This is a genomic window from Thermoleptolyngbya sp. C42_A2020_037, assembly GCF_015272455.1.
Lineage (GTDB): Bacteria > Cyanobacteriota > Cyanobacteriia > Elainellales > Elainellaceae > Thermoleptolyngbya.
The window spans coordinates 87,806-111,132 of the sequence record NZ_JACYLP010000034.1; the positions used below are offsets into that span (position 1 = coordinate 87,806).

At 55.8% G+C, this 23,327-nt stretch carries 16 protein-coding genes; 10 read left to right on the plus strand and 6 right to left on the minus strand.

What is annotated here, in order from left to right; genetic code table 11:
• Positions 1-69: 69 nt before the first annotated feature.
• Complete coding sequence (locus IGS16_RS11155) at positions 70-1,047, plus strand: leucine-rich repeat domain-containing protein (RefSeq protein WP_297085440.1); 978 nt, start codon at positions 70-72, stop codon at positions 1,045-1,047.
• A gap of 62 nt (positions 1,048-1,109) precedes the next feature.
• Here the strand turns inward: IGS16_RS11155 and IGS16_RS11160 are convergent, their stop codons facing one another.
• Positions 1,110-1,361, minus strand: a complete 252-nt coding sequence (locus IGS16_RS11160) for a hypothetical protein (RefSeq protein ID WP_297085442.1) — start codon at positions 1,359-1,361, stop codon at positions 1,110-1,112.
• Between the two features lie 273 nt (positions 1,362-1,634).
• Between IGS16_RS11160 and ppk2 the strand changes: the two genes are divergently transcribed.
• Both ppk2 and IGS16_RS11170 read left to right on the plus strand, forming a co-directional pair.
• Positions 1,635-2,561 carry a polyphosphate kinase 2 gene (gene ppk2 / locus IGS16_RS11165; RefSeq protein ID WP_367185777.1) on the plus strand — a complete coding sequence of 309 codons (927 nt, stop codon included), beginning with the start codon at positions 1,635-1,637 and terminating at the stop codon, positions 2,559-2,561.
• Between the two features lie 229 nt (positions 2,562-2,790).
• Entirely contained in the window at positions 2,791-4,965 is a 2,175-nt protein-coding gene (locus IGS16_RS11170; RefSeq protein WP_297085445.1) for a glutamine synthetase III, read from the plus strand.
• A 355-nt stretch (positions 4,966-5,320) separates the two neighbouring features.
• Here IGS16_RS11170 and IGS16_RS11175 read toward each other — a convergent pair whose 3' ends face one another.
• Entirely contained in the window at positions 5,321-5,821 is a 501-nt protein-coding gene (locus tag IGS16_RS11175) for a GNAT family N-acetyltransferase (RefSeq protein WP_068508102.1), read from the minus strand.
• Positions 5,822-6,364: 543 nt separating this feature from the next.
• Here IGS16_RS11175 and IGS16_RS11180 point away from each other — a divergent pair.
• On the plus strand, positions 6,365-6,958 hold the full coding sequence (locus IGS16_RS11180) for a diheme cytochrome C (RefSeq protein ID WP_297085448.1): 594 nt from the start codon (positions 6,365-6,367) through the stop codon (positions 6,956-6,958).
• A gap of 246 nt (positions 6,959-7,204) precedes the next feature.
• Complete coding sequence (locus IGS16_RS11185) at positions 7,205-7,978, plus strand: HAD family hydrolase (RefSeq protein WP_297085450.1); 774 nt, start codon at positions 7,205-7,207, stop codon at positions 7,976-7,978.
• Here the strand turns inward: IGS16_RS11185 and IGS16_RS11190 are convergent.
• The gene (locus tag IGS16_RS11190) at positions 7,975-8,571 is read right to left on the minus strand and encodes a CPP1-like family protein (RefSeq protein ID WP_297085452.1); all 597 of its coding nucleotides are present in this window, start codon (positions 8,569-8,571) and stop codon (positions 7,975-7,977) included. The two genes, IGS16_RS11185 and IGS16_RS11190, sit on opposite strands and share 4 nt — an antisense overlap.
• Before the next feature lie 1,064 nt (positions 8,572-9,635).
• On the opposite strand from IGS16_RS11190, the gene IGS16_RS11195 reads away from it, so the two are divergent.
• On the plus strand, positions 9,636-10,352 hold the full coding sequence (locus IGS16_RS11195) for a response regulator transcription factor (RefSeq protein ID WP_172355373.1): 717 nt from the start codon (positions 9,636-9,638) through the stop codon (positions 10,350-10,352).
• Positions 10,353-10,938: 586 nt separating this feature from the next.
• Complete coding sequence (locus IGS16_RS11200) at positions 10,939-14,547, plus strand: PAS domain-containing protein (protein ID WP_297085454.1); 3,609 nt, start codon at positions 10,939-10,941, stop codon at positions 14,545-14,547.
• On the opposite strand, the gene IGS16_RS11205 is transcribed toward IGS16_RS11200, so the two are convergent.
• Positions 14,501-15,544, minus strand: coding sequence for a hypothetical protein (locus IGS16_RS11205; RefSeq protein WP_297085456.1), 1,044 nt, complete (start codon positions 15,542-15,544; stop codon positions 14,501-14,503). The two genes, IGS16_RS11200 and IGS16_RS11205, sit on opposite strands and share 47 nt — an antisense overlap.
• A gap of 257 nt (positions 15,545-15,801) precedes the next feature.
• Between IGS16_RS11205 and IGS16_RS11210 the strand changes: the two genes are divergently transcribed.
• The 3 genes from IGS16_RS11210 (at position 15,802) to IGS16_RS11220 (ending at position 21,157) form a co-directional block, all read left to right on the plus strand.
• Positions 15,802-17,217 (plus strand): tetratricopeptide repeat protein, encoded by a 1,416-nt coding sequence (locus IGS16_RS11210; RefSeq protein WP_297085458.1) that lies wholly within the window; start codon positions 15,802-15,804, stop codon positions 17,215-17,217.
• A gap of 140 nt (positions 17,218-17,357) precedes the next feature.
• A complete protein-coding gene (locus IGS16_RS11215; protein ID WP_297085460.1) occupies positions 17,358-20,105 on the plus strand; it encodes a pre-peptidase C-terminal domain-containing protein in 2,748 nt (915 codons plus the stop codon).
• A gap of 317 nt (positions 20,106-20,422) precedes the next feature.
• The gene (locus tag IGS16_RS11220; protein WP_297085461.1) at positions 20,423-21,157 is read left to right on the plus strand and encodes a CAP domain-containing protein; all 735 of its coding nucleotides are present in this window, start codon (positions 20,423-20,425) and stop codon (positions 21,155-21,157) included.
• Between the two features lie 49 nt (positions 21,158-21,206).
• Here IGS16_RS11220 and IGS16_RS11225 read toward each other — a convergent pair whose 3' ends face one another.
• Together IGS16_RS11225 and IGS16_RS11230 are read right to left on the minus strand one after the other, a co-directional pair.
• Positions 21,207-21,590 carry a hypothetical protein gene (locus IGS16_RS11225; protein WP_297085463.1) on the minus strand — a complete coding sequence of 128 codons (384 nt, stop codon included), beginning with the start codon at positions 21,588-21,590 and terminating at the stop codon, positions 21,207-21,209.
• Positions 21,591-21,750: 160 nt separating this feature from the next.
• A complete protein-coding gene (locus IGS16_RS11230) occupies positions 21,751-23,232 on the minus strand; it encodes an AAA-like domain-containing protein (protein ID WP_297085465.1) in 1,482 nt (493 codons plus the stop codon).
• Between the last annotated feature and the right edge of the window lie 95 nt (positions 23,233-23,327).

The following is a 23,327-nucleotide window of genomic DNA, read 5'->3' on the forward strand; positions in this document are numbered from 1 at the left end:
ATACCACAATTAGAAGAAAACTGTAGAAAAACTAAGCTAACTCGCCCAGCCTGCACCCCACGCCCCATCATGACCCAAGACGATCTGCTGGAACTGATCGACCGTGCCCACCAGGAACAGTGGGAAACCCTGGATTTGGCAGGGAATGACCTGACCGAGCTGCCGCCGGAAATCGTTCAACTCACCAGCCTGCAACATCTTGACCTTAGTTGCAACGAGTTCAGCCAACTGCCTCTGGAAATCGTTCAACTCACCAGCCTGCAACATCTTGACCTTAGTGGCAACCAGCTCAGCCAACTGCCTCTGGAAATTGGTCAACTCACCAGCCTGCAACATCTTGACCTCAGTTGCAACGAGTTCAGCCAACTGCCTCTGGAAATTGGTCAACTCACCAGCCTGCAATATCTTGACCTCAGCTACAACCAGCTCAGCCAACTGCCTCTGGAAATCGTTCAACTCACCAGCCTGCAATATCTTGACCTCAGTTACAACCAGCTCAGCCAACTGCCTCTGGAAATTGGTCAACTCACCAGCCTGCAACAGCTCGTCCTCAGTGGCAACGAGTTCAGCCAACTGCCTCTGGAAATTGGTCAACTCACCAGCCTGCAATATCTTGACCTCAGCTACAACCAGCTCAGCCAACTGCCGCCGGAAATCACTCAACTCACCAACCTGCAACAGCTATACCTTAGTGAAAACCAGTTCAGCCAACTGCCTCTGGTAATCATTCAACTCACTAGTCTGCAACTGCTTAACCTCAGTGGCAACGAGTTTAGCCAACTGCCGCCGGAGATTGGTCAACTCACCAGCCTGCAAAATCTTGACCTCAGTTACAACCAGCTCCGTCAACTACCACCGGAGATTGGTCAACTCGATAGTCTGAAAGAGCTTAACCTCAGTTTCAACCAGCTCAGCCAACTGCCACCGGAAATTGGTCAGCTTATCGGCTTGCAACAACTTAACCTCAATTACAACGAGTTCGACCAACTGCCGCCGGAAATTGTTCAACTCATTAATGCATATCAGCTTGAGATCAGTGACCACTAGCTCAACCAACCGCCGACGGAAATTAGTCAGATCATCAGCGCACAACAGCGTGTTGATGACTATCACAGAGACGACGCAGATTTGATGGAGATGACAAAGCAGATGTCGCTCAGATTAAGTTTGGGCGTAATCGGCAGCGCCTGCAACTGCTCAACTGCTGATGCTGCAAATCTGGCTCCAGACCCAGCGCCTCCAGCGGAATCATGCCCAGCAGTGCATCCTGTCTGCCGGGTAGTCAATCCGGCTTGTAGATGGGTGGGCGATCCGGCTTGTAGATGGGTGGGCGATCGCCAAATCTTGACATTTCCCGACATTTTTTAGGCTCTGTGACCAAAATCGCAGGTTTTCTTAAGCTTTCACGTTGCAATTGCTACGTTGTGCGCTAAATCAGGACGTTATGGTGTCAGGGCACATCAATCACGGCGGATCGCGGCGCGGACTCTCTCAAGCGCTAGTTTTGGGGCTGATGGAACAGCGCGATCTGCCAATTCTCTGCGGCTTTGGAGGACATCGCAATGCACAGCGCAAGCAGCAACAGTGCCAACAGCCTGAGTGTGGACGTAGGCAAAGACGCGAACCGAGATGCAATGCCTGCGGGACAAGCCCTGCTAATGGGAGAATCCGCTTCCAAAAAGGGCAAGAAGAAAAAGAAAAAGAAGAGTCTCGCGCCAGAGAAGCGGGCAAATCTCTCCAGTTCAAACGCGCTTTATCGCCCCTCTGAGCAGGAGGGTATTTCTAAACTCTCCAGCAAAAAATACGAAAAGGAACTGGCTCGGTTGCAGCTTGAACTGGTCAAGATGCAGTACTGGGTGAAGCACACAGGCGCTCGGATTGTGATTTTGTTTGAGGGGCGCGACGCAGCGGGCAAGGGCGGCACGATCAAACGCATCACCGAGCCGCTCAACCCGCGCGGTTGTCGTGTGGTGGCGTTGAGTACACCGAGCGATCGCGAAAAGACCGAGTGGTATTTTCAGCGCTATGTCGCCCATCTGCCTGCGGCGGGCGAGATCGTCTGCTTTGACCGCAGTTGGTATAACCGGGCGGGCGTAGAGCGGGTGATGGGCTTCTGCACGGATGAGGAATACCAGGAATTTATGCGCTCTTGTCCAGAGTTCGAGCGGATGCTGGTGCGCTCCGGCATCATTTTGCTGAAGTACTGGTTTTCCGTCAGCGATGAGGAGCAGGAGCGGCGGTTTCAGTCGCGGACGCTCGACCCGGCGCGGCGCTGGAAGCTGAGTCCGATGGATCTAGAATCGCGCGATCGCTGGGTGGAATATTCCCAGGCCAAAGATGCAATGTTTGCCAAGACCAATATTCCCGAAGCGCCGTGGTTCACGGTCGAAGCGGACGACAAAAAGCGGGCCCGGCTCAACTGCCTGCACCATGTCCTGTCCAAGATTCCCTATGTGGACATGACACCGGAGCAAATGGAACTGCCGCCCCGCCAGATTGCGCCCCACGACTACGTGCGATCGCCCCGCAACGAGCAGTTCTTCGTGCCCCACGTTTACTAGCAGCGATGATCGACGCACGCGCCTATCGTCTTGAATGCAGATTCAAGTTCAATGCCAATTCAATGCTAATTCAATGTCAATGCCTTTCTAATTGCCTTCTAATTGCCTTTCTGATTTTTCTGCAACCGTTCAGCCCCCAGAAACCAGCAGAGACGCTCTGGGGCTGAAGAGATTTCCCGCCCCGTTGACTGTTCAACCCACCTTCAAACAAACCAAGGTACATTGCTGTATGAGTGCTAACGAGCTACGGTTTCAAACCATCTGTCAAATCACCGAACGCCAGCCCGTCGCCCCCAAGGTGCCCAGCCGCCTAGAAGACCTGTGGGCGGTGGACGTGTTCACCCTCAACAAAATGCAGGCCTGCCTGCCCAAGGAAGTGTTTCGCTCGCTAAAACACACCATCCAGACGGGCGGCAAGCTGGATGTGTCAATTTCAGGTATCGTGGCCGCCGCCATGAAGGACTGGGCCATCTCCAAAGGCGCGCTCTACTACGCCCACGTCTTTTATCCGATGACCAACATCACGGCGGAAAAGCACGATGCCTTCATTTCGCTGCAATCCGACGGCACGGCCATCACTGAATTTACAGGCAAGGTGCTGGTGCAGGGCGAACCCGATGGCTCCTCCTTCCCCAACGGCGGCATCCGCTCCACCTTTGAGGCACGGGGCTACACGGCCTGGGATGTCACCAGTCCCGCCTACATCATGGAAACGGACAACGGCGCGACCCTCTGCATCCCCACGGTGTTCATTTCCTGGACGGGCGAGGCGCTGGACAAGAAAACGCCGCTGCTGCGGTCGAATGCGGCCATGAGCAAGGCGGCCACTCGCCTCTTGAAACTGCTCGGCCATACCGACGTGGCTCCGGTGAATTCTAGCTGCGGTGCAGAGCAAGAATATTTCCTGGTGGATGCCCACTTTGCCCACAGCCGTCCTGACCTGCTGCTGGCGGGGCGCACCCTGTTTGGCCGGCCCGCCGCCAAGGGACAGCAGTTTGATGACCACTACTTTGGCGCGATTCCTGAACGGGTGCAGGTGTTCATGCAGGACGTGGAGGAAAAGATGTATCGGTTGGGCATTCCGGCCAAGACGCGACACAACGAGGTGGCTCCGGGTCAGTTTGAAATTGCGCCCTATTTTGAGGCGGCGAACGTGGCCAGCGACCACCAGCAGTTGACCATGACCCTGCTGCGAAACACGGCGAAGAAGCACGGGTTTGTCTGTTTGCTGCATGAAAAGCCGTTTGCAGGCATCAACGGCTCTGGCAAGCACGTCAACTGGTCGGTGGGCAACGCCACCCAGGGCAATCTGCTCGATCCGGGCGACACGCCCCACGCCAACCTACAATTTTTGCTGTTTTGCGGCGCGGTGATTCGCGGGGTGCATCAGTATGGGCCGCTGCTGCGGGCTGTTGTGGCGACGGCCAGCAACGACCACCGCCTGGGCGCAAACGAAGCGCCGCCTGCGATTATCTCGGTGTATCTGGGGTCGCAGCTTGAAGATGTGTACGAGCAAATCAAGAATGGCGATGTGCAGGGGTCGATGCGTCCTGGTCTGATGAACCTGGGCATCGACACGCTGCCGGAGTTTCCCAAAGATCCGGGCGATCGCAACCGCACCTCTCCCTTTGCCTTCACGGGCAACCGCTTCGAGTTTCGTGCTGTCGGGTCAAACCAGTCTGTTTCGGGGCCGCTGGTGGCGATGAACACGATCCTCACCGACTCCCTCACTTGGGTTGCCGATCGGCTAGAGTCCGAGCTGGCCGAGGGGAAATCCCTCGATGCCGCTGCTTATAACATCCTCAAGGAGGTGATGGAGCAGCACGGTGCGGTGGTATTTGGTGGCGACGGCTACTCTGCTGAGTGGCACCGAATCGCGGTGGAGGAGCGGGGCTTGCTAAACCTGCCCACGACGGCCGACGCGCTGCCCATGCTGAAAACAGAATCCATCAGGGAACTGTTTGTCAAAACGGGGGTGCTGTCGGAGAAGGAACTAGAAAGCCGGTTTGAAACCTATTCGGAGCAATATATCCGCGTTATCGAGATGGAAGCCAAGCTGGTGATTAGCATGACCAAGACGCTGATTTATCCCGCCGTGCTGCGCCATCTGTCAGAGATTGCGGGGGCGATCGCCAGTCTGAAGACCATCGGGCTGCCCTTTGAAACCGCCAACGTCGAGCTAATCTCTGACCTGACCAGCAAAATGATGACCACCGTCGGTGAACTCAGCAGCGCCCTTGCTGTTCATGACTTCGCCACCACCGAGGAGCATATGCAGTATTGCGCTAAAACCCTGCGCCCGATTATGGATCGGGTGCGGAGCTATGCCGATGCGCTGGAGGACGAGGTCGCCGACGACCTGTGGCCCCTGCCCAAGTATCAGGAAATGCTGTTCATCAAGTAGCGTTATCAAGTAGCGTCATCAAGTAGCGCTTTCTCCTGCCCCTGCTGTGCCCGATTCAGCCAGGGTGCGAGATGGGCAAGTTGCGGGCAATCCAAGTGCAAGGCGTTTGCCTAGACAACGCCTCCCAGGGGAACCGGGACTTCGACGAGAAGCGCGAGACGACTCCTAACCGAGACAACTCCCGATCGAGACTACTCCTAACAGTGACAAAAGGCGCACTTCTCTTCCAAGAATGTGCGCCTTTTCCCTGAATGTGGTCGAATTTAGTCGCCTATAGCGAGCTTTGGAGTCTCGAACCGCGATCGCCCGAATCCCTGGCTTCGGGAACGCTGGGGACACCTCCCTTAGGATGCCTCTAGGACTCCTCCTTTGAGGCTTCGGCCAGGTAGGCCACAGCAGGCAGCCCCTCCTGCGACACGGGCTGATTAAATAGCACCATCGTCGTCGTCTGGTTTTCCTCGAAACCGATGCGCGAGTAGAAGCGCTGCTCGTTGGTGGTCATTAGGTAAACCCGCTCAGCGCGGTTGACGTGGGGATGCATCAGCACCGTTTCCACCATCTTGCGGCCCAGCCCTGCGCCCTGATAGTCGGGGTGAATCACCACGTCCCAAATGGTGGCGCGATATACACCGTCGGAGGTGGCGCGAGAGAACCCGATGAGGCGATCGCCATCCCAGGCCGTCACAACTGGGTTGCTGTGGGCGATCGCCGTGGCCAGGTCTTCGATGCGGCGGTTTTGCGCCCAGAATGCCGTCACGTTAAACAAATCCTGAAGCTGGTGCAGGTCGATTTCGCGGGCCGCAGCGGTCTGGGCAGAGGAGTCGTGTATACAAAACTGAACGTGGCTGCAATCCATTTCGGCAAAACTCCTTGATTCCCTTAGGTCAAATTACGTCCGATAACATCCAATTACGTCAAACAGGTCGAGCAGGTGAAGAACGTTGGCAGCATGTCCGGCTGCCTCAAGGTTTCGATAGAACAGGTTAATCAACAGGCTGGCAAAATCAAATCCCAGACAAGTTTCGCAGCGCTTTCTTGCCGGAGTGACATCGCTGCCCATACATTACGGCATGTAACTCAAAACGTGCCTCACCCGGCCAGACGAATGCTACCCGGTAATCCGGTCGCGTAAATGGGCTGAAACGCCTGATAAAAGTGCGATCGCCCCCTTACTGCCCTCTCAAAATCACCCCAAAAAAGCATCCATTCGTTGGGAATTCATGACAGAATGACCCGTCAGGAGGCTTGGGTTCTAGGGATTTGCTTTAAAGATCTGTTTTCAGGAATTCCGGTTTCGGGGAGCTATTTCCGCATTTCGTCCGTCTATCTACACTCAAGTCACATCCCAGCCCTTGGCCAAAACTCCCAAACTTTCAGTTTCTAGTGTTCGAGAGACCTCATGGCAATCCAGCAGCTTCTTCAGTCGATCTCATCCCGCTCTCGCCGTTTCCTGAGCCGGGCCAGGCGGACATCGCTTGTGCTGGCGCTGGTCTTGGGCTGGAGCCTCAGCTTGGGTTGGGGATTGTCGCAGGTGGGTGGGTCGCAGGAAACGGAGCGGGCGATCGCCGCTACCCCTCCGGCAAACACGGTCGAAATCGGCACCGTCGATGTCGTGCCCACCCAACTCCAGCTTGGACAGCGACTCTATTTCCAGAACTGCTCCGGCTGCCATTTTGCCCCGCCGCCGGAGGTGATGCCGCTGCAATCCTGGGCGGCCATTCTGCAAACGCCCCAGCACTATGGCGTGGTGATTACCCCATTGCAAGACCCAGCCCGTCGCATCATGTGGAACTATGTGCGTGCCTCTTCGCGCTCCATCGTGCAAAACGAAACCGTTCCCTCTCGGTTTGCCCAGTCCCGCTATATGAGAGCGCTCCATCCTGGCGTAGAACTGCCCGAACCCCTCTCCTTTGGCTCATGCATCAGTTGCCATCCCGCCGCCATCGATTTCAACTTCCGTCGCCTCAGCCCAGAATGGCAGGCAAGGGAATAGCCTCATCTGCTAAATCCTGCCTAACTAGGGCTTGACCCTAAAACATTACCAGCCTTTCGGTCTGCACCCTGCAATCTGCGCGAAGGTTGGCATTTTTGTGGGGGGCATTTTTATTTGGGTTTAGGTTTATTTGGGTTTAGGGTTCAGCTTTATTTAGGATTCAGATAGGGAGTATAAATACTTAAAAAAGCCGCCGATTCCTACAAGTCCAGGCTAATCTGTAATTAAAGTTCATAAAACAGAGCAATGGTTCAAAAAAAATTACGAATCATCACAGATTTTGATGGGCCCATCATGGACGTGTCGGAGCGCTATTACCAGGTCTATCAGGTTTGCCTGGAGCAGGTGCGCCGTCCGGGACAGACGGTCAAGCGATTGTCTAAGGCGGAGTTTTGGCAACTCAAGCGATCGCAGGTGCCAGAGCGCCAAATTGGTCAAATGTCTGGGCTGGACGAGCTACAGGCTCAAGACTTTGCCCGGATGCGGCGAAACACGGTTCATACGCCTCCTTACCTGAGCTACGACACACCTGTTTCAGGCGCAATAGAAACTCTGGAGCGCATTCAGCAGGCAGGTATTGATCTGGCCGTGATGACCATGCGACGCACCAGTGAACTAGACGAGGCCTTTCAGCGGTGTGATTTGGGGCGATTTTTTAAGGGCGATCGCCGCTACTGTCTCAGCGATGATTACGTCAAAACGACCGATGTACAAGACAAGCCCCTGCTGATGCAGCGGGCCCTCAACGAGCTGCCTCCCGCAGAAAACTGGATGGTCGGCGATACAGAAGCCGACATTGCGGCTGCAAAATCCCACGGCATTCCCGTTGTGTCAGTCCTTAGCGGCATCCGCGATCGCACTCAGCTCAGCAAACACCAGCCCGACTGGATTGTCCACAACTTCGCCGAGGCACTCGAAATAATTTTGCAACATGCAGGTCGGGAAAGCGCAGGTCGGGAAAGTACAGCCTGGCAAAATGTAGGCAGTAGCGACACCTACTTTAATGCTGGAAATCGCTAGCGCAGGAAGCTGCTGATCAGCCAAAGGATAACCAGGGCAATGAGCGCAGCGGCGCTGGACTCACCCAGGCTAATTTGGGCGAGCTGAGGGGCGATCGCCTGCACCAGCGCCATCCCCAGCAGCACGCCCAACAACAGCCCCGCCAGCGACAGCAGAAACGCCCGCCCAAACTTATGCTCTTTGCGGTTCAAAAAGAAAATACTAATGCCCACACCCAGTGCCAGCGCCAGAGACGGTGAGCTAAGGCCGAGCAGCCCTGCCCCTAGCAGCAATCCACCTGGCCAAAGAATATCGGCGCGGCTGGGTGTGTCAATCCATTGCTGAAGCCAGTTGGGAGAAGGGTTGGGCGCAGCAGGCGCGAAATCTGGCGGTGGCTCTGCCGTCCGCTCAGGAAAGCGAATTCGATCGGGCACCTTGATCTTGCCCTCCTGTCGCTGTCGCAGCCGATCCATCAGGATTGCATCGTAGGATGCTTCAATCGCCTCTAGTGTGCGTGAGTCGCCCTCATGCTCCTGGGTCAAACGCGCCTTCGCCGCCTGAATCTCTTCAAACGTCGCCGTTTCGTCTACGCCCAGTCTTTCGTAGTGGCTCATGTCCTCCATTCGTGCCCTCCAGCCGAATCCCCACGATAATTGATTATGAATCGTCGTTTATGATGAATAGTATCAGTCGCAGCCTTAGTGCAAAAAATTGACGGAGCTTAATATTACAATCAGTTTCGTCTCAGAAATGATTAGCAACGAGGTTCAGGCAGCAGTCAGCAGCAGACAAAAGGATCAAGTCGAGAACTTGTACTCAGCCAGTTCTCCTTCATCCAGTTTCCAAATCTCAGGCTTAGGTACAGTTCGATCATGATCGTTTGACCTTGAGTTCTGAACGCTAGGTTTAGTCAAGCACTCCTGCTGAGTCTATGCTGCTGACGAACACTTGAGTTGCTCCACGCTAACAATTCCCAGTCATCTATTCAGTTACCGATTACAGGCTACCTGTCCCAGAGCCACTCGTTGAAGTCAAGCACCCAATGGTCAAACAATTACCGGCTACCACCTATGGTTTAACACAGAGTTTCAGGATGTCACTGAACTTCGAGATACCACTTAAACTACATAAACTATAGCTCTTGAATCAACTGCTCCTGAGTTCACCACTCCTAAACCCACGTTAAGCTCAACTTCTGAGTTGAACGGTAGCGCTCTGACTGGCGATCGCCCTGGTTTTTGTGCTTAAACTGATTAGGTTGAGTTTTAAACTCCACCTGCCTCTCCTCTCCCCCACCTTCCCTTAGTGTAGCTACCCACTCACACCTTACAGGTGCCCTTACAATACAGGTCTCTTTTCTTTGAGGCAATTTCTGGCAAGCCCATGCTCATCCAGGGTCAACTTCGATACTCATTGGATAATTAACAAAGTTTTTTCTACGCTTAAGTTAGGACTATTTGCAACTATTACAGATTTCTATGCGGATACGGTTTTTTGGGAGTGCTTAATGTAGATGGGCATAGCGAGGGGCTGGCATTGGAGCTTACCATCAGCAACAACAACTTAGTCCCCTTTGCACTTTACCCTTTATTCGCTTTTCATCTAAAAGTTCCTCTTTAGACTTTACATTTACAATTTCACTCAACGTCCCTCTATTCATCGACCCAAGGTTACAGTCATGGCTTCAGCCAAGATTCTTGTCGTTGACGATGACCGTCACATTCGTACACTGGTACATCGTTTTCTCTCTACCCACAGCTATCAGGTCGAATCCGCCGAAGATGGCAAAGGGGCAATGGCGATTTTTGAACAGTTCAATCCCGACTTGGTGATCTTGGATGTCAACCTGCCAGACGCAACAGGCTACACGCTTTGTCAGGAGATGCAGAGCCGGACGGGTGTGTTTGTGTTGATGCTGACGAGTCGCGCTGATGAGGCGGATAAAATCCACGGATTTTCTAAAGGCGCGGATGACTATCTCACCAAGCCGTTTGGTTTGGCGGAGCTAGAGGTGCGTGTAAAGGCGATTCTGAAACGACAGCGCCCGGTCACGGCGGCAGAGCAGCAGTGCCTCACGTTTAATGGGCTATCTATCGATCCAGTGCGGCGCGAAGTGACGCTCAACAGCGAAATGGTGCCGCTGACGGCGCTGGAGTTTGATTTGCTGCATTTTTTAGCGAGTCATCCCGGTCGCGTATGGCGACGAGCGGAACTGATCCAAAAAGTGTGGGATTACGAGTATGTGGGTGATCAACGGGTGGTTGACGTTCACATTGGGCAAATCCGCAAGAAAATCGAAATTGACACTCAGCAACCCAATCTAATCCAAACTGTGCGTGGTGTGGGCTATAAGTTTGAGGCCCCTGACACCGCTGGGGAAGAGGCTGCTTCCTAGCCTTCGTCTGAGTCGCTGTTTTCGTGAAGTCGCAGAATTAGAATTGCAGGGCTTGGGAAGAGTGTGGGGCGATCGCCCTACACTCTTCGCGCTTGCGTAGGGGATAGGGAAGAGGGAAGAGTTCTACAGTATTTTCTGGACTGTAGAGGTATGGACTAGCCTGGGAAAGTTTATGGGTTTCCTGGCTCCTATTCGTGTCTAAAATGCTGGATAGTCTTTACTTTCAGCTTTCTTTAATGAAGAAGCGATGAGTGGGAGTTAATCCGAAAGTGTTTTGTGGAACTCTAAAGAAGTCTAGAATTGTCTATCGTTGGCGGGATTCAGGGAAAATTGGCTGGTATTGGGGCACGAACGTTAGTATTTACTTTTGTGACTTTTTTAGGGTTTTGTTTAACCCATGCCTAAACGTGTCTGGTTAAGGGTCGGATTATGAAAATCTCCGCTGGTGATAAGGCTGGAGATAGTCGAGGCGTGTAATTACTCAGCGGGTTTGAATGGCTGAGAAGTCATTGTGGATATTGCGTGAGGGCGATCGCCCCTGGCTTGCCGAAACTTTATGCAAAGGAGATGAGTGGTAAGGAACCGAATGCCAGACTATCCGGAACCCAGGAAGCCACTGCTAGGTGGGGACTTAGAGTCTAATCAGGCTGAGCCGGGGCTAGCAGCGCATCAGCAAATTGCAGATCTGCTGGCAGAAAATAGGCGGCTGCGGCATGAACTGGTCGAGCGAGAGTGCAGCTTGCGGCAGCGTCAGCAGGCCGACGCAACTCAGCAGGAGAATCAGCGGTTCATTCAGCAGATTTTGGAAACCACGCCCAATCTGCTCTATCTCTATGCCGTAGACGCGAAGCGAATTCGATTTATCAATCGCCGGGTTTCCGAGATGCTGGGCTATCCTGCCCATCAGGTCTACGAAATGGATTCGGAAGCATTGCGATCGCTCGTCCATCCATCCGACTTGCCCTTGCTCCGCAGCAGCATCCAGGAATTGCAGCAAGACATTGCGGGGCAAGGAGTAGAGGTGACATTTCGGCTGCGTCATGCCGGTGGCGAGTGGCGCTGGCTGCAATCTCGCCAGACTGTCTTTAGCCGAGATGAAGCGGGTAACCTGGTGCAACTGCTGGGCACGGCGCAGGATATTACCAGCCGCAAACAGACTCAGGAAGCGCTCGCCCAGAGCGAACAGCGGTTTCGCTCCCTGGTTTCGCATTTGCCGGGAGTGGTGTTTCGCTCCCGCTATGACCCTCAGCGCGAGGCAGAGTTTGGCTGGGTGATAGAGTTTATGAGCGAGGCGATCGCCGACTTGACGGGCTATCCCGCAGCAGATTTTTTGAACAACCAGGGGCGGCACTACGCCAGCATCGTGCATCCCGAAGACCGCGATTGCCTGTTGCAAGTTGCCCTGAACCACGCTCAGGCAGGTCAGCCCTACACCCTGGAATATCGGCTGATTCACCGAGACGGCAGCCTTCGCTGGGTCTACGAAAAAACGCAGGTGGTCGAAGAAGCCCAGGGCCTCGTCATAGAAGGCGTACTGCTGGACATTACTGAGCGCCGCCTGGCCGAAGCGGCGCTAGAGCGGCAGCTCCGAAAGATCCTCCTGCTCCAGCAAATTACCGAGGAGATTCGCCAAAGCCTCGATCCTCAGCAGATTTTCCAGACCGCCGCAACTCAAGTAGGACAGACGTTTCGCGTTAGCCGGGTGCTGATTCATACCTACATAGCAGAGCCGGAGCCAGAAATTCCCATCGTGGCGACCTATCTGGAGCCAGCGTATGAGTTTGAGCATGTGATGAAATCGGTACCGATTACAGGCAACCTCCACGCTCAAACCATGATGGCGCAGGATCAGGCAGTAGCTTCTGGGGATGTATTGTGTGAACCTCTGCTGAGCAATCTGCATCCGCTGCTGCAAGCGTTGAAGATCCGATCTATGCTGGCAGTTCGCACTTCCTACAAAGGCGAGCCGAACGGCGCGATTTGTATACACCAGTGCGATCGCCTGCGGCGCTGGAGCGAAGACGAAATTGACCTGCTGGAGGCAGTTGCAGCCCAACTGGGAATTGCCCTGGCCCAAGCCCAACTGCTGGAGCAGGAAACCCAGCAGCGCCAGGAACTGATGATCAAAAACAAGGCGCTAGAACAGGCTCGGCGCGATGCCGAAACTGCCAACCGGGCCAAGAGCGAGTTCCTAGCCACCATGAGCCACGAAATTCGCACGCCCATGAATGCGGTCATTGGCATGTCGTCTCTGCTGTTGAGTACGCCCCTTACGCCTCAGCAAGAGGAATTTGCCCAGACCATCAGCAGCAGCGGCGAAACGCTTCTGAAAATCATTAACGACATTCTGGATTTCTCCAAAATCGAGTCGGGCAAGCTAGAGCTAGATCTGGAAACCTTTAACCTGCGACAGTGCGTGGAGTGTGCCATTGACCTGGTCATGCCAAAGGCGTTGGAGAAAGACCTGGAGGTGGGCTGCCTGTTTGAGCCGGAGGTGCCCGATTGGGTGATTGGCGACTCGACCCGCGTGCAGCAAGTGCTGGTCAATCTGCTAAGCAATGCCGTGAAGTTTACGTCGCAGGGCGAGGTGACGGTGATGGTCAGTGCCCGCTGCCTCCATCTGGACACCGTGCCGGGAGATGCTGACCTGCCGACCTGCACGATTCGGCTGGCGGTTAGGGATACAGGCATTGGCATCCCCGCAGATCGGCTCGATCGTCTGTTTCAGCCCTTCTTGCAGGGCGATTCTTCCATCAACCGTACCTACGGCGGGACGGGGTTGGGATTGGCCATCAGCCAGCGCCTCGCGGAGCGCATGGGCGGTCGGCTGTGGCTAGAGAGCGAAGCGGGCGTTGGCTCCACGTTCTATTTTTCGTTTGTCACTCGATCCGGTGCTGGAGCCAGCGTGTCGGTTGACCATCGCAGCCCGTTTGAGGGGCGATCGCTCTTATTGGTAGACAGCCAGACCATTCACCGCGAAAATTTAGTTCATCAGGCAGAATTTTTGGGGCTGCGGGTCGTGGCGGTAGGCAGCAGCGATGCGGCGCTCCACTATCTCCGGCAGAATGTACAGAAGGGCGATCGCCCAGATCTGATCGTGCTAGAAGCCCACCTTTCTACTGATTCCGGCAGCGCGTTAGCTGATGAAATCTCCCAACTGCCAGGTTGCGAAACCATTCCGCTTGTATTCCTGACTCGTCTCGATTGTTCTCTTCAGTCGGCTCGCTACGCCCTGACCCATTCCACCGGGGCGATCGCTATCCCACGGTTGGCCAAGCCCGTTAAACAGTCTCAGTTTTATGCCATGTTAAGCAACTATTTCGATGCCACTCCACAGTCTGCCGTAGCGCATTCTGGCGGCTCTCCCGCGGGTGATGATTTAATGCCAGATTCGCTGTCAGAGTCGGGTTTGGACGACGATACTGCCTCAGAAAAAACGAGTGACCTACGAATTCTCATCGCCGAAGACAACCTGGTGAACCAGAAAGTGCTGCTGAGAATGCTTCAGCAGCTAGGCTACAGCGCAGATGTCGTGTCCGATGGAACCGAAGTAGTCGAAGCCGTTTTGCGCCAAACCTACGATGTTGTGCTGATGGACGTGCAAATGCCGAAGGTAGATGGCATCATGGCGACCCGAATGTTGCGCGATCGCCTGCCGTCTGAGAAGTTGCCCTACATCGTCGCGGTCACGGCAAACGCTATGATGGGCGATCGCGAAGATTGCCTGATTTCGGGCATGGACGATTACATCAGTAAACCGATTCGGCTCGATCAGCTCTCTGCCCTGCTGAAGAAATGCCCCCGACGGGCGATCGCCCAACCCGCCTCCCAGTCTTCTCCCCTGGATGCCCGGTTCATCAACAGCTTCATCGCGGACATGGGCGACCAGGCCGCCGCGATTTTTACAGAACTGATCGACTGCTACCTCACCGAAGCGCCCAAGATGGTCGCCAGCATCCGCAACGCAGGCGCTATGCTCGACACTGCTGCCATCATGCGGACGGCTCATACCTTCAAGTCCAGCAGCGCCGTGGTGGGAGCCACCCGCCTCTCAAAGTTGTGTCGCTATCTAGAAGACACCGCTCACCAAAGCACCCCCGATGAAATTACCGCTCAGATCGACAAGCTGGTCGCAGAATATGAACAGGTTAGCGCGGCCCTGAGGGCGGAACGTCAACGCCTAACACCGGGCTAAAGCGCGGGCCCACGTACATCCACGCCAGTCCGTCGGGGTCGAGGCTCTGCGTCCAGGCGGAGAAATCTTCTTGATACTTGCGGCGGCTGAGGGTGGTGCGGCTGGTGCCGAGTCGCCGAGCCAGCGCCGTCGCCGTCCAGCCCGATTTCTGGCTTGCCGCGTCAGCAGTCAAATCCACATAGAGTTGCCAAATGATCACCGCAATCAAATAGGCAACGAAAATGACTGCTTCCGGCCGCTGCCACAGATCGGATTGGGGCGCTTCCTCTGATAACACTGCGGATGCAAGATCTGGCGGCACTGCGGATGGCCGTGCAGATGGAACATCTGGCGGCACTGCGGATGGCACTGCAATCGGAGACATTTCACCCGATGAGGCAACCGGGCCCGCTTCAAATGGACCCTCTTCAAAAAGGGGGTCGCCAGGGGGTGGGAAGACGTTCAAGCTTTCATCCAGATCGATGGAATCAGTTGCAGGGTCGGGATGCCCCTGAGAGTCGGGCGTTTGAGTCGCAGACATGGGGGAAAGTGCTGGGGAAAGAGCGGCAGGCTGGGACGGAAGATCGGTAGTTGGTTCAGAAATGGGTTCAGGAATGGATTCAGAAATGGGTTCAGGAATAGATATTCCGCCCTCGTCTTGCCTCCATGCTACCGAGTTATGGGGCGCAGATTGTGTCCAGTTTGTCTGTGTCCAGTTCCTCTGCGGTTCCTGAGATGGGGAGGTTTCTGGCGAAGAATGCTGGGGTGCGTCTGGCGCGAGGGCGATCGCCACTGTCGGAATATAGGGAATATTGAGCTGGCGAATCACCTGATGCACCAACTGAGTCACGGTCGCTTCTGCTACCGGGTGCGATGCCAAAAGCTGAATTTCCAGCCGAATTTCGTGCCGCACCACAGTTGCCGTCACGCCGTAAGGTTTCAGCACATGGTTGAGCAGACTGGTTAACACGGTTGGGTCGCCGGATCGGGCTAATCGCAGGATTTCCTCAGAAGCCATAGGGAGGGTTAGGGAGAGGGAAGAGGAAAGAGGGAAGAACGAAGAGGGAAGAACGAAGAGGGAAGCTGCTGACGACTTCTAGATTTATCACATCCGGGGCAATGCTCAGTGTGTCATGCTCCAGCCGCAATGCCTGAAACCTCGTCGCGCCCGTGCTGCGGCGCAGCAACCTCCACCCCTTAAACTAGGGCATCCTAGATAGGGAGGCGATGCCGTTATGCTCCATTCCCCTGCCCCCCTCAACCTTGTGATTCCCTATGTTAGTCGTTGCGCTGTTTGTCTTTGTAGTGTGGATTGCGTCGGTGTGCCTGCATGAGTTTGGGCACGCGCTGGTGGCCTACTGGGGGGGCGATCGCTCGGTCAAAGACAAAGGCTATCTGACCCTGAATCCGCTGAAGTATACCGACGTGGGCACCAGCTTGGTGATGCCGCTGATTTTTTTGATGCTGGGCGGCATTCCCCTCCCCGGCGCAGCGGTATATATCGACTCGTCCAAACTGCGGGGGCGGCTTTGGAAAAGTGCGGTATCGCTCGCGGGGCCGCTGATGACGGCGCTGGTAGCGCTGGTGCTGGCGCTTCCATTTTGGCTGGACTGGGCACCCGCCAGCCCAACGGGTGGCTGGAGCCTGCCTGACCTGCTGCGATCGCCCCTCCCATTCAGTTGGCTCTGGCCCGCTCTGGCGTTTTTGGTCACGCTAGAAGTTGCAGGGGTGCTGATCAACCTGCTGCCCGTACCGCCGCTGGATGGCTACGGAATTTTAGAACCCTGGCTGCCCGAAACCCTGCGTCACCAGGTCAATCGCTGGAGTCGATATAGCATGATTGCGCTGTTTGGGATTTTGTGGACCGTGCCAGCGGCAAACCGGGCGCTGTGGGACGGGGTAGACGCGATCGCCAGTTGGCTGGGCGTGCCTGCGGAGTTGTCCTGGCTGGGCTATTCGCTCTTTCGGCAGTGGGGCACGATTTTGCTGCTGGGGGCACTGGTTGTTGCCGCGATCGTCATGCGGCGATCGCCCCAGTTTCAAAATTCGGCTCACTATTGGGGCGGCAGCCCAGGAAAACGCGACCCCAGCCTGGATCGATTTCACGCCTCAGCCCAGTATTTGAATTATTTGGTCGAGCAGCAGCGCTATGACCGGGCGATCGCCCTCTGCGACCAGGCCATCAAAGGTGCGCCCCACCGCTACGAACCCTGGCAGACCAAGGGCAATATCTTCCTAAAGGCAGAGCGCTACGCCGAAGCCCTCGCTGCCTACGACCAGGCGATCGCCCTAGAGCCGGACTTCTATGGCGGATACCACGGGCGGGCCCTAGCCCTCCAGCAGTTGCAACAGCCGCAAGACGCACTGGACTCTTTTGACGAAGCGCTGCGACGATACGAGGCTGACCCCAGCCTCTGGAGCGATCGCGGCTCTCTGCTCTACGAACTTCAGCGCTATGAAGACACCATCGACTGCTATACCCACGCGATCGCCCTGGAGCCAGACAACGCCCTATTCCACTACAACCTGGCTTGCTGTCATGCGCTGCTAGGGGACTCTGAAACAGCGCTGCACTACTTGAACCGGGCGATCGCGCTGAATGACCTGTATCGGGCGATCGCCAAAACCGATCCCGACTTCAACACCCTCCACCAAAACCCAACCTTCCAATCCCTGATGCTCGGCACCTAGCAAAACCGCCCAAAAATCCAAAATCCAAACCCTAAAATCCCAAACCTCAACTTTTCTTGTCTCCACCTTTTAAGATTCAATGATGCATTCCGGGAATGATGTGGGCAACCTAGTGGCGTGTAATGCTAGCTGGAAAGACCATGGCAAGAGATGCAGGCAACACCCGGAGAACCGCTCGTCGAATTAACGTAGGGCCAAACCCCAGAGTCTTCCGAGATTCACTGAGCAGCAGCGATCGCAATGACTTCTTCCGCTTCGTGGTTCGAGCGCGAAGCAGCTTTGATGGCGAAGTCTTTAACATTCCCAGAAACTCTAATTTCAACTTTCAGCTTCAAAACGCAAATGGCCGAGTCATCGCCCGCTCAACCCGTCCCAATCGGCAGCCTGAAAACATCAACCTGAACCTCGATCCAGGTACCTACTTTGCCCGCGTTTTCTGGCGCAAGGGGCAGGGGGCCTACCGGATGCGCCTCAGCCTCACGCCCGATACAGCCGGAGAAACCCTGGACACCGCCCGCGACCTCGGCAACCTCACGAGTTCCACAGGCGTTGATGAATACATTGGACGCTCTGACCCTGCGGACATCTACCGCTTTACGATAGACGAGCGATTGACCGTCGGCGCAACCCTCACGCCCTTCAGCGCTGGGGCCGAAATCTCGCTCCTGGATGCCAGCGGCAACGTGCTTACGGGCACCTCTGGCAGCGGCACAGAAGCCCGCAGTCTCCAGCGCGTGCTTGATCCAGGCACCTACTTTGTCCGAACTACCCCCGTTCCAGGCGGCAATACACGCTATAACCTGACGCTGAACGCCGGCCCCGCCCCCGACCAAGGCGGCAACGACTTTGGCAGCGCCTCGGCATTTCCTGGGTTTGGCTTCTTTCCAGCGTCGATTCAGGAGTATGTGGGCAACAGCGACCCGGTTGACTACTACACCTTTACTACAACCATCGGAGGCGATCTGAAGATCGACCTCACCAACATTGCCCCGACCGCCGACCTCAACATCACCCTGTTTGACCAGTTCCAGCAGCTGCTAGCTTTCCGGGGCGGCGCTGGGCCCGGTGGCAACGAGCAGATTATCTTCAGGGACGCTCAACCCGGTCAGTATTTTGTGTTAGTGCAGACCGCCGGGCCAGGCAATAACTCCACCTACAGGCTGACAGCCGTCCTCACGCCCGAAGACAAATTCGGCGACGACTTTGCGGATGCAACCTCCATTACCGACCCGCTCTCACCAGGCATCCTGACCCCGCTGAGTAATGACCTGGATAATCCCAGCATCTATCAGGACTTTGTGGGGGCAGGCGATGTCGATGTGTTCCGGTTTACGCTGACCGAACCTAAGAACTTCTTTGCGACCCGCCTCAAGGACTTTACTGGCAATATCACCTTGCAGCTCTTCCAGGCAGGAAACCCAACCCCGCTCTCCGGGGGCGGTTCGGCCCTACGGGGGGCGCTTGGCCCAGGCACCTACTTCCTGCGCGTTTTGGCCGGTGGCCCCACCGATGCCTCGACCTACACCCTGGAGGCTGCTTTCGGCGAGCGTACGAGCGGTATTATCGTCCGCGACGTAAACCCAGGGGCGCTCGATGCTAACGCTGACTTCCTGACCGACGTGAATGGCGTGCTGTTCTTCGCCGGAACAGACGGGACTCTGGGGGCACCCGTCGGGCTATGGCGCAGTGAAGGCACGCTGAACACAACCGTCAAAGTTGGCTCGTTTGGCAGTATCACTGGCATCGCAAACGTCAACGGTACAGTCTACATTGCAGGTAGCACAGTCCAGACAGGTAATGAATTGTGGAAGTGGCAGCCGACGGGCGGTCCGTTGGGTACGCTGTCGCTGGTGGCAGACATTGCTCCTGGTTCAGGGCTGTCGTCGTCTCCAACTAATCTGACCGCAGCTGGAAACAACCTCTTCTTCTTGGCGACTCCTACAGGTGACATCTTTGCTCAACAACTTTACTTCACCAATGGTGGTGCACCCGTGTCGCTTCCAAATTCAGGTGGCAGTCCTAGAGACTTGGTCTACGTACAGGCGACAGACACAATCTACTACACTGCGGATGTGCAAGGGGTTCCTGGCAGACTCCTGTTCCGTGTTAGCAATGCTTCGACGGCTAACCCTGTTGCAGAACCGCTTCAGACCTTGGGTAGTGGGTCTTCAGCTTTTGCCCCGCGCTTTGTACGCAGCCTGAAAGTAGTGGGCAGTGATGTGTTCTTTGTTTCGAGTGAAGCTGTCAACACTGATAACGTGGAACTGCGGCGGATTGCTGCGAATGGTAATGTATTTACGTATGACGTAGATGGTGATCCAAGCAATGGCTCGCTGGGTTCCGGAAACATAGATGTAGCAGTTGTAACATCTGGCGGGCAAAGCTACGCTTACTTCACTGCTTTTGATGTTGGTGCGGTTGCTGACCAGTTGCTCCGTGTGAACCTGGCTACTAGCGTTATTGAGCGAGTTTCAACCAACATTTCTGGGTCATTTGTTGCTAGCAACCTGACGGTGTTTAACGACAAGGTGTACTTCGTTGCGGAGACTTCCAGCGAAGGGACGGAACTGTGGGTGACTGACCCAGCAGCGACGTTACAGGTGACTGCGCTAGAGTTAGTTCCTGGAGCAGGTAGTTCGTCGCCTGCTAGCCTGGTAGTGGCTGGCGGTACGCTGTACTTTACGGCAGACAATGGCACGACGGGCACCGAACTCTATCGCCTGAACGAAACGACTGGCTTGCCAGAACTGGCGCTGGACATCAACCCTGGGCCTACATCGTCGAACCCCGACAACCTGATTGCAGCAGGAAGCTTGGCATCGGGTCTAGGGCAACTGTTCTTTGTGGCAGACGATGGCGTGAATGGACGGGAAGTGTGGACGGTGTAGGAACGTGGCTCGACCGTTTGCTTGATTTGCTGGGTCTGCTTGGTAACTAGAGACAAGGGGTTTCGGCCCCTTGTTTTTTTGTCTTTTTTGGTGGAAGCCAGTTGATGGGTCAGAATTCAGTCCGCACAAGCACCGAGCCGATTGTGAGCGGCTGATAAAGTTCAACAAAATCACCGAACACTCCAGACTGTGCTGAAGGCAACACTGGTCGTTGGCAGTGCATCAGGAGTGTCGGAGTGATCAGCCATTCTCAACGAACGGACAGATTTCGTGAAGTCGGGCCAGCTCCCTTTCGCAGTCGAGAGTCCGGTAGAACGGTGTATTCCGGGCGGCTGGGCGGCAGGAACCCGCTGGATATCATTCCGCTGCGGGTGGCTCGTCGCAGCCGGGTGACGCTGGACCTGTCTGAACTGAGCGCGGGCGCGATCGCCCAGTGGTTAGATGGGAAAGGAAAAGCAGTGGGGCGATCGCACGTCCTATCCACCCCTGAGTCAGTGGTGCCCAAAGTCACCTTCAAACCCGGAACCTATTATCTGAAGCTGTCGGTCAGATCGGGCGTTTCGTCCTATCGGCTGAGTCTGGCGATCGCCTCTCGTCCCCGTTCTGCCCAAAAGTCCCTGCGATCTTTTTCAGACCATGCGGGCGATCGCTTTGCCCTGAAAGTGTTGACGCTGACCAACGACTATCGCCGCCAATACGGGCTGCCTCCACTGCGGCTGAATCCGGTATTGAGTGCGATCGCCCAAGCCCACAGCCAGGACATGGCCAGCAACGACTTTTTTGACCATTTTGGCTCAAACGGCTCCACCGTCTTTGACCGCTTTTTGCAGGGGGGCTATGCCTACCGCAGCGGCGGCGAAAACATTGCCGCAGGTTTCAGCACACCAAAAAGCGTGGTGAACGCCTGGATCAAGAGTCCGGGCCACCGAGCCAATTTGCTCACGCCGTTCTTCCAGGAGATGGGCGTTGGGTTTGTACATTTGCCCAGCGACCCCGGCAAGATCAAGCTGCGCTATTACTGGACTCAGGATTTTGGCGTGCCCGCACCCTGAGGATCAGTGATATGAAGACTTCGAGCGCGTTGCGTAGAAACAGCCGACCCTACACTGCGCCAGCGCTCTGGCTAGTAAAAATGGCAAACAGTCGATAGAACAGGTTCATGCTGACAATCAGTAGGGGAAACGCAACCCCTGCCAGCGCAACCCAGTTCACCAAACGCCCAGACAGCATTCCCGTCCAGCGCTTGGCTTTGCTGGTGCTGGCTCTGGAAGCTCCCACCAGGCGACTGGCAGAGGCGAGCAAGAACGAGCCACCCATTCCCAGGGCGACGCTTGCCCAAAACCAGGGATTGGTCTGGGAGAAGGAGATGTGATTAAACCCAATGGCGGGCATCAGCCCAAAGGCAATGAGTTCCAGCGTCAGCCAGATGCCTAGACAGGTGAAAAAGTCGCGCCGTGCGCCTTCGCTCAGGGACAGGTGTTGCATGGGTCAAGGGGAAGAATTGGATCGGGAAGCGGTTGTGATTTTGGATTGGCGATTTTGGATTGCTGAACCAAGGGTTTGTGAGGCTCTTTTTTGACTGTACGCCACGGCGAGAAAATAATCTAGCTGGGCAGTCGCGTTAGTGTTGCAGAGCCATATCGCGTTAGCGTTGCGGAGCCATATTGCCGAAATAGCGCCGATACAGCCCGTAGCTCAGCGCCACCCGGTTGCCGTGAAGATGCACCAGTCCCATGCTGCGGAGCTTGAAGGCCTGCATCTGTTCCACTTCGACGGGCGCAGAGGACTTGGCTACTTGGTCAAACGTTGCCGCCAAGTCGGGATGCTCCTGAAGCTGACGCAGCAGGCGATGCAGATGGTTGGCGTAAATGCCCGAATCGGTCGGAGCCGTTTGCCAAAACTCGTCCAAGGTCAGGTCTTGCCGCGCCAGGTGGTAGAGCGCGCGATGCACCAGGTAGGGATGCCCGCCAACCAGTTCTTGCAGGCGCTCCAGGTCAGCATCTGCAAGCGATAGCCCATAGCGCTGTGCCAAATCCATCACCTGCACCGGAGTGAATTCTTGTAGCTCCACCGCCAGCCCTACGTTGAAGGGCGATTGATTAATATCTAGCGGCAGATAAACCTCTGTGGAATGCACGATCACCAGTCGCAGGTGCTGCCAAAGGGGGTTGCCGCTGTCGCCGTAGGCCGCCTCTTCATACCAGGCCCGCAGCAGCGCAAAAAAGTCGTGGGCGATTTGCGGATGCAGAAACACGTCATCCACCCGATCGAGCGCCAGAACCAGCGGCGCATTCAGGTCTGGCAGCAGGCAGTCTTCAAAATAGGCGGTGCAGTTGCCCTTGCTGCCAAAGGTGGGACTCCAGTATTCATCAACCCGATGGGGCAGCCGTAGCTTGCGGGTGATCAGCGCACAAAACCAGCGGAGAAATCCGTCCAGGTCGTTCAGCGCCTGACTGTCGGCTTGCTGCAAGCTGAGGGCGACGGTGTGGATTGGGCTGTTGCCCCCTTCCGACAAGCGCCGCGCCTGCTCCAACACGCGCACCATCAGCGAAGTCTTGCCCATCTGGCTGGGGGCTTTGATACGGATCAGCGCACCCGGTCGCAAAATCTCGTCATAGCAGCGGGTTTCCGACGGGGGGCGATCGACATACACCGGAGAATTGAGCGCTACTAGCCCTACTGGGGGGTCGAGATCCTGCGGACGAACCGTGGAGGCTTGAGTAGGGGCTTGATTGGGAGGGGCGATCGCGCTCCTGTCTGCTGTCGAGGGGACGGGAGCCACGCCGTTTTGCAACGCAGCCGAACCATTCGACTGGGCAGCCCGCTGCGACAGCACTGCGACGAGATTCGTCTTGCTCACGCGCTCCCCCAGGCTCGAGGAGAGCAACTGCCACAGCTTTGGCCCGACATCGTGCTTGATATATTCCGGCGTGTAGCCTGTTTCTTCGGCGATCTCGTCATACTTAAAGCCGTGCCATGCGCCCTTTAGCACGGCCACCTCGATATTTTTCAAATGGCGGGACGCGGCCGCCAACACCGCTGCATCGGCAGCCTGAAGCGCGGTTTCAAACAGGATGGGTTGGTTGCCGCTGGATGCTCGGTTGGCATCTGGCAATGGCTCATTCATGGGCGTTTTAGATCACGGCTTCCCGGCTCTGAGCCTAGCCTAATGCAAGAATAAAAACTCAGAGGCTCACGATTGAGATCGTCTACACAAGTTCG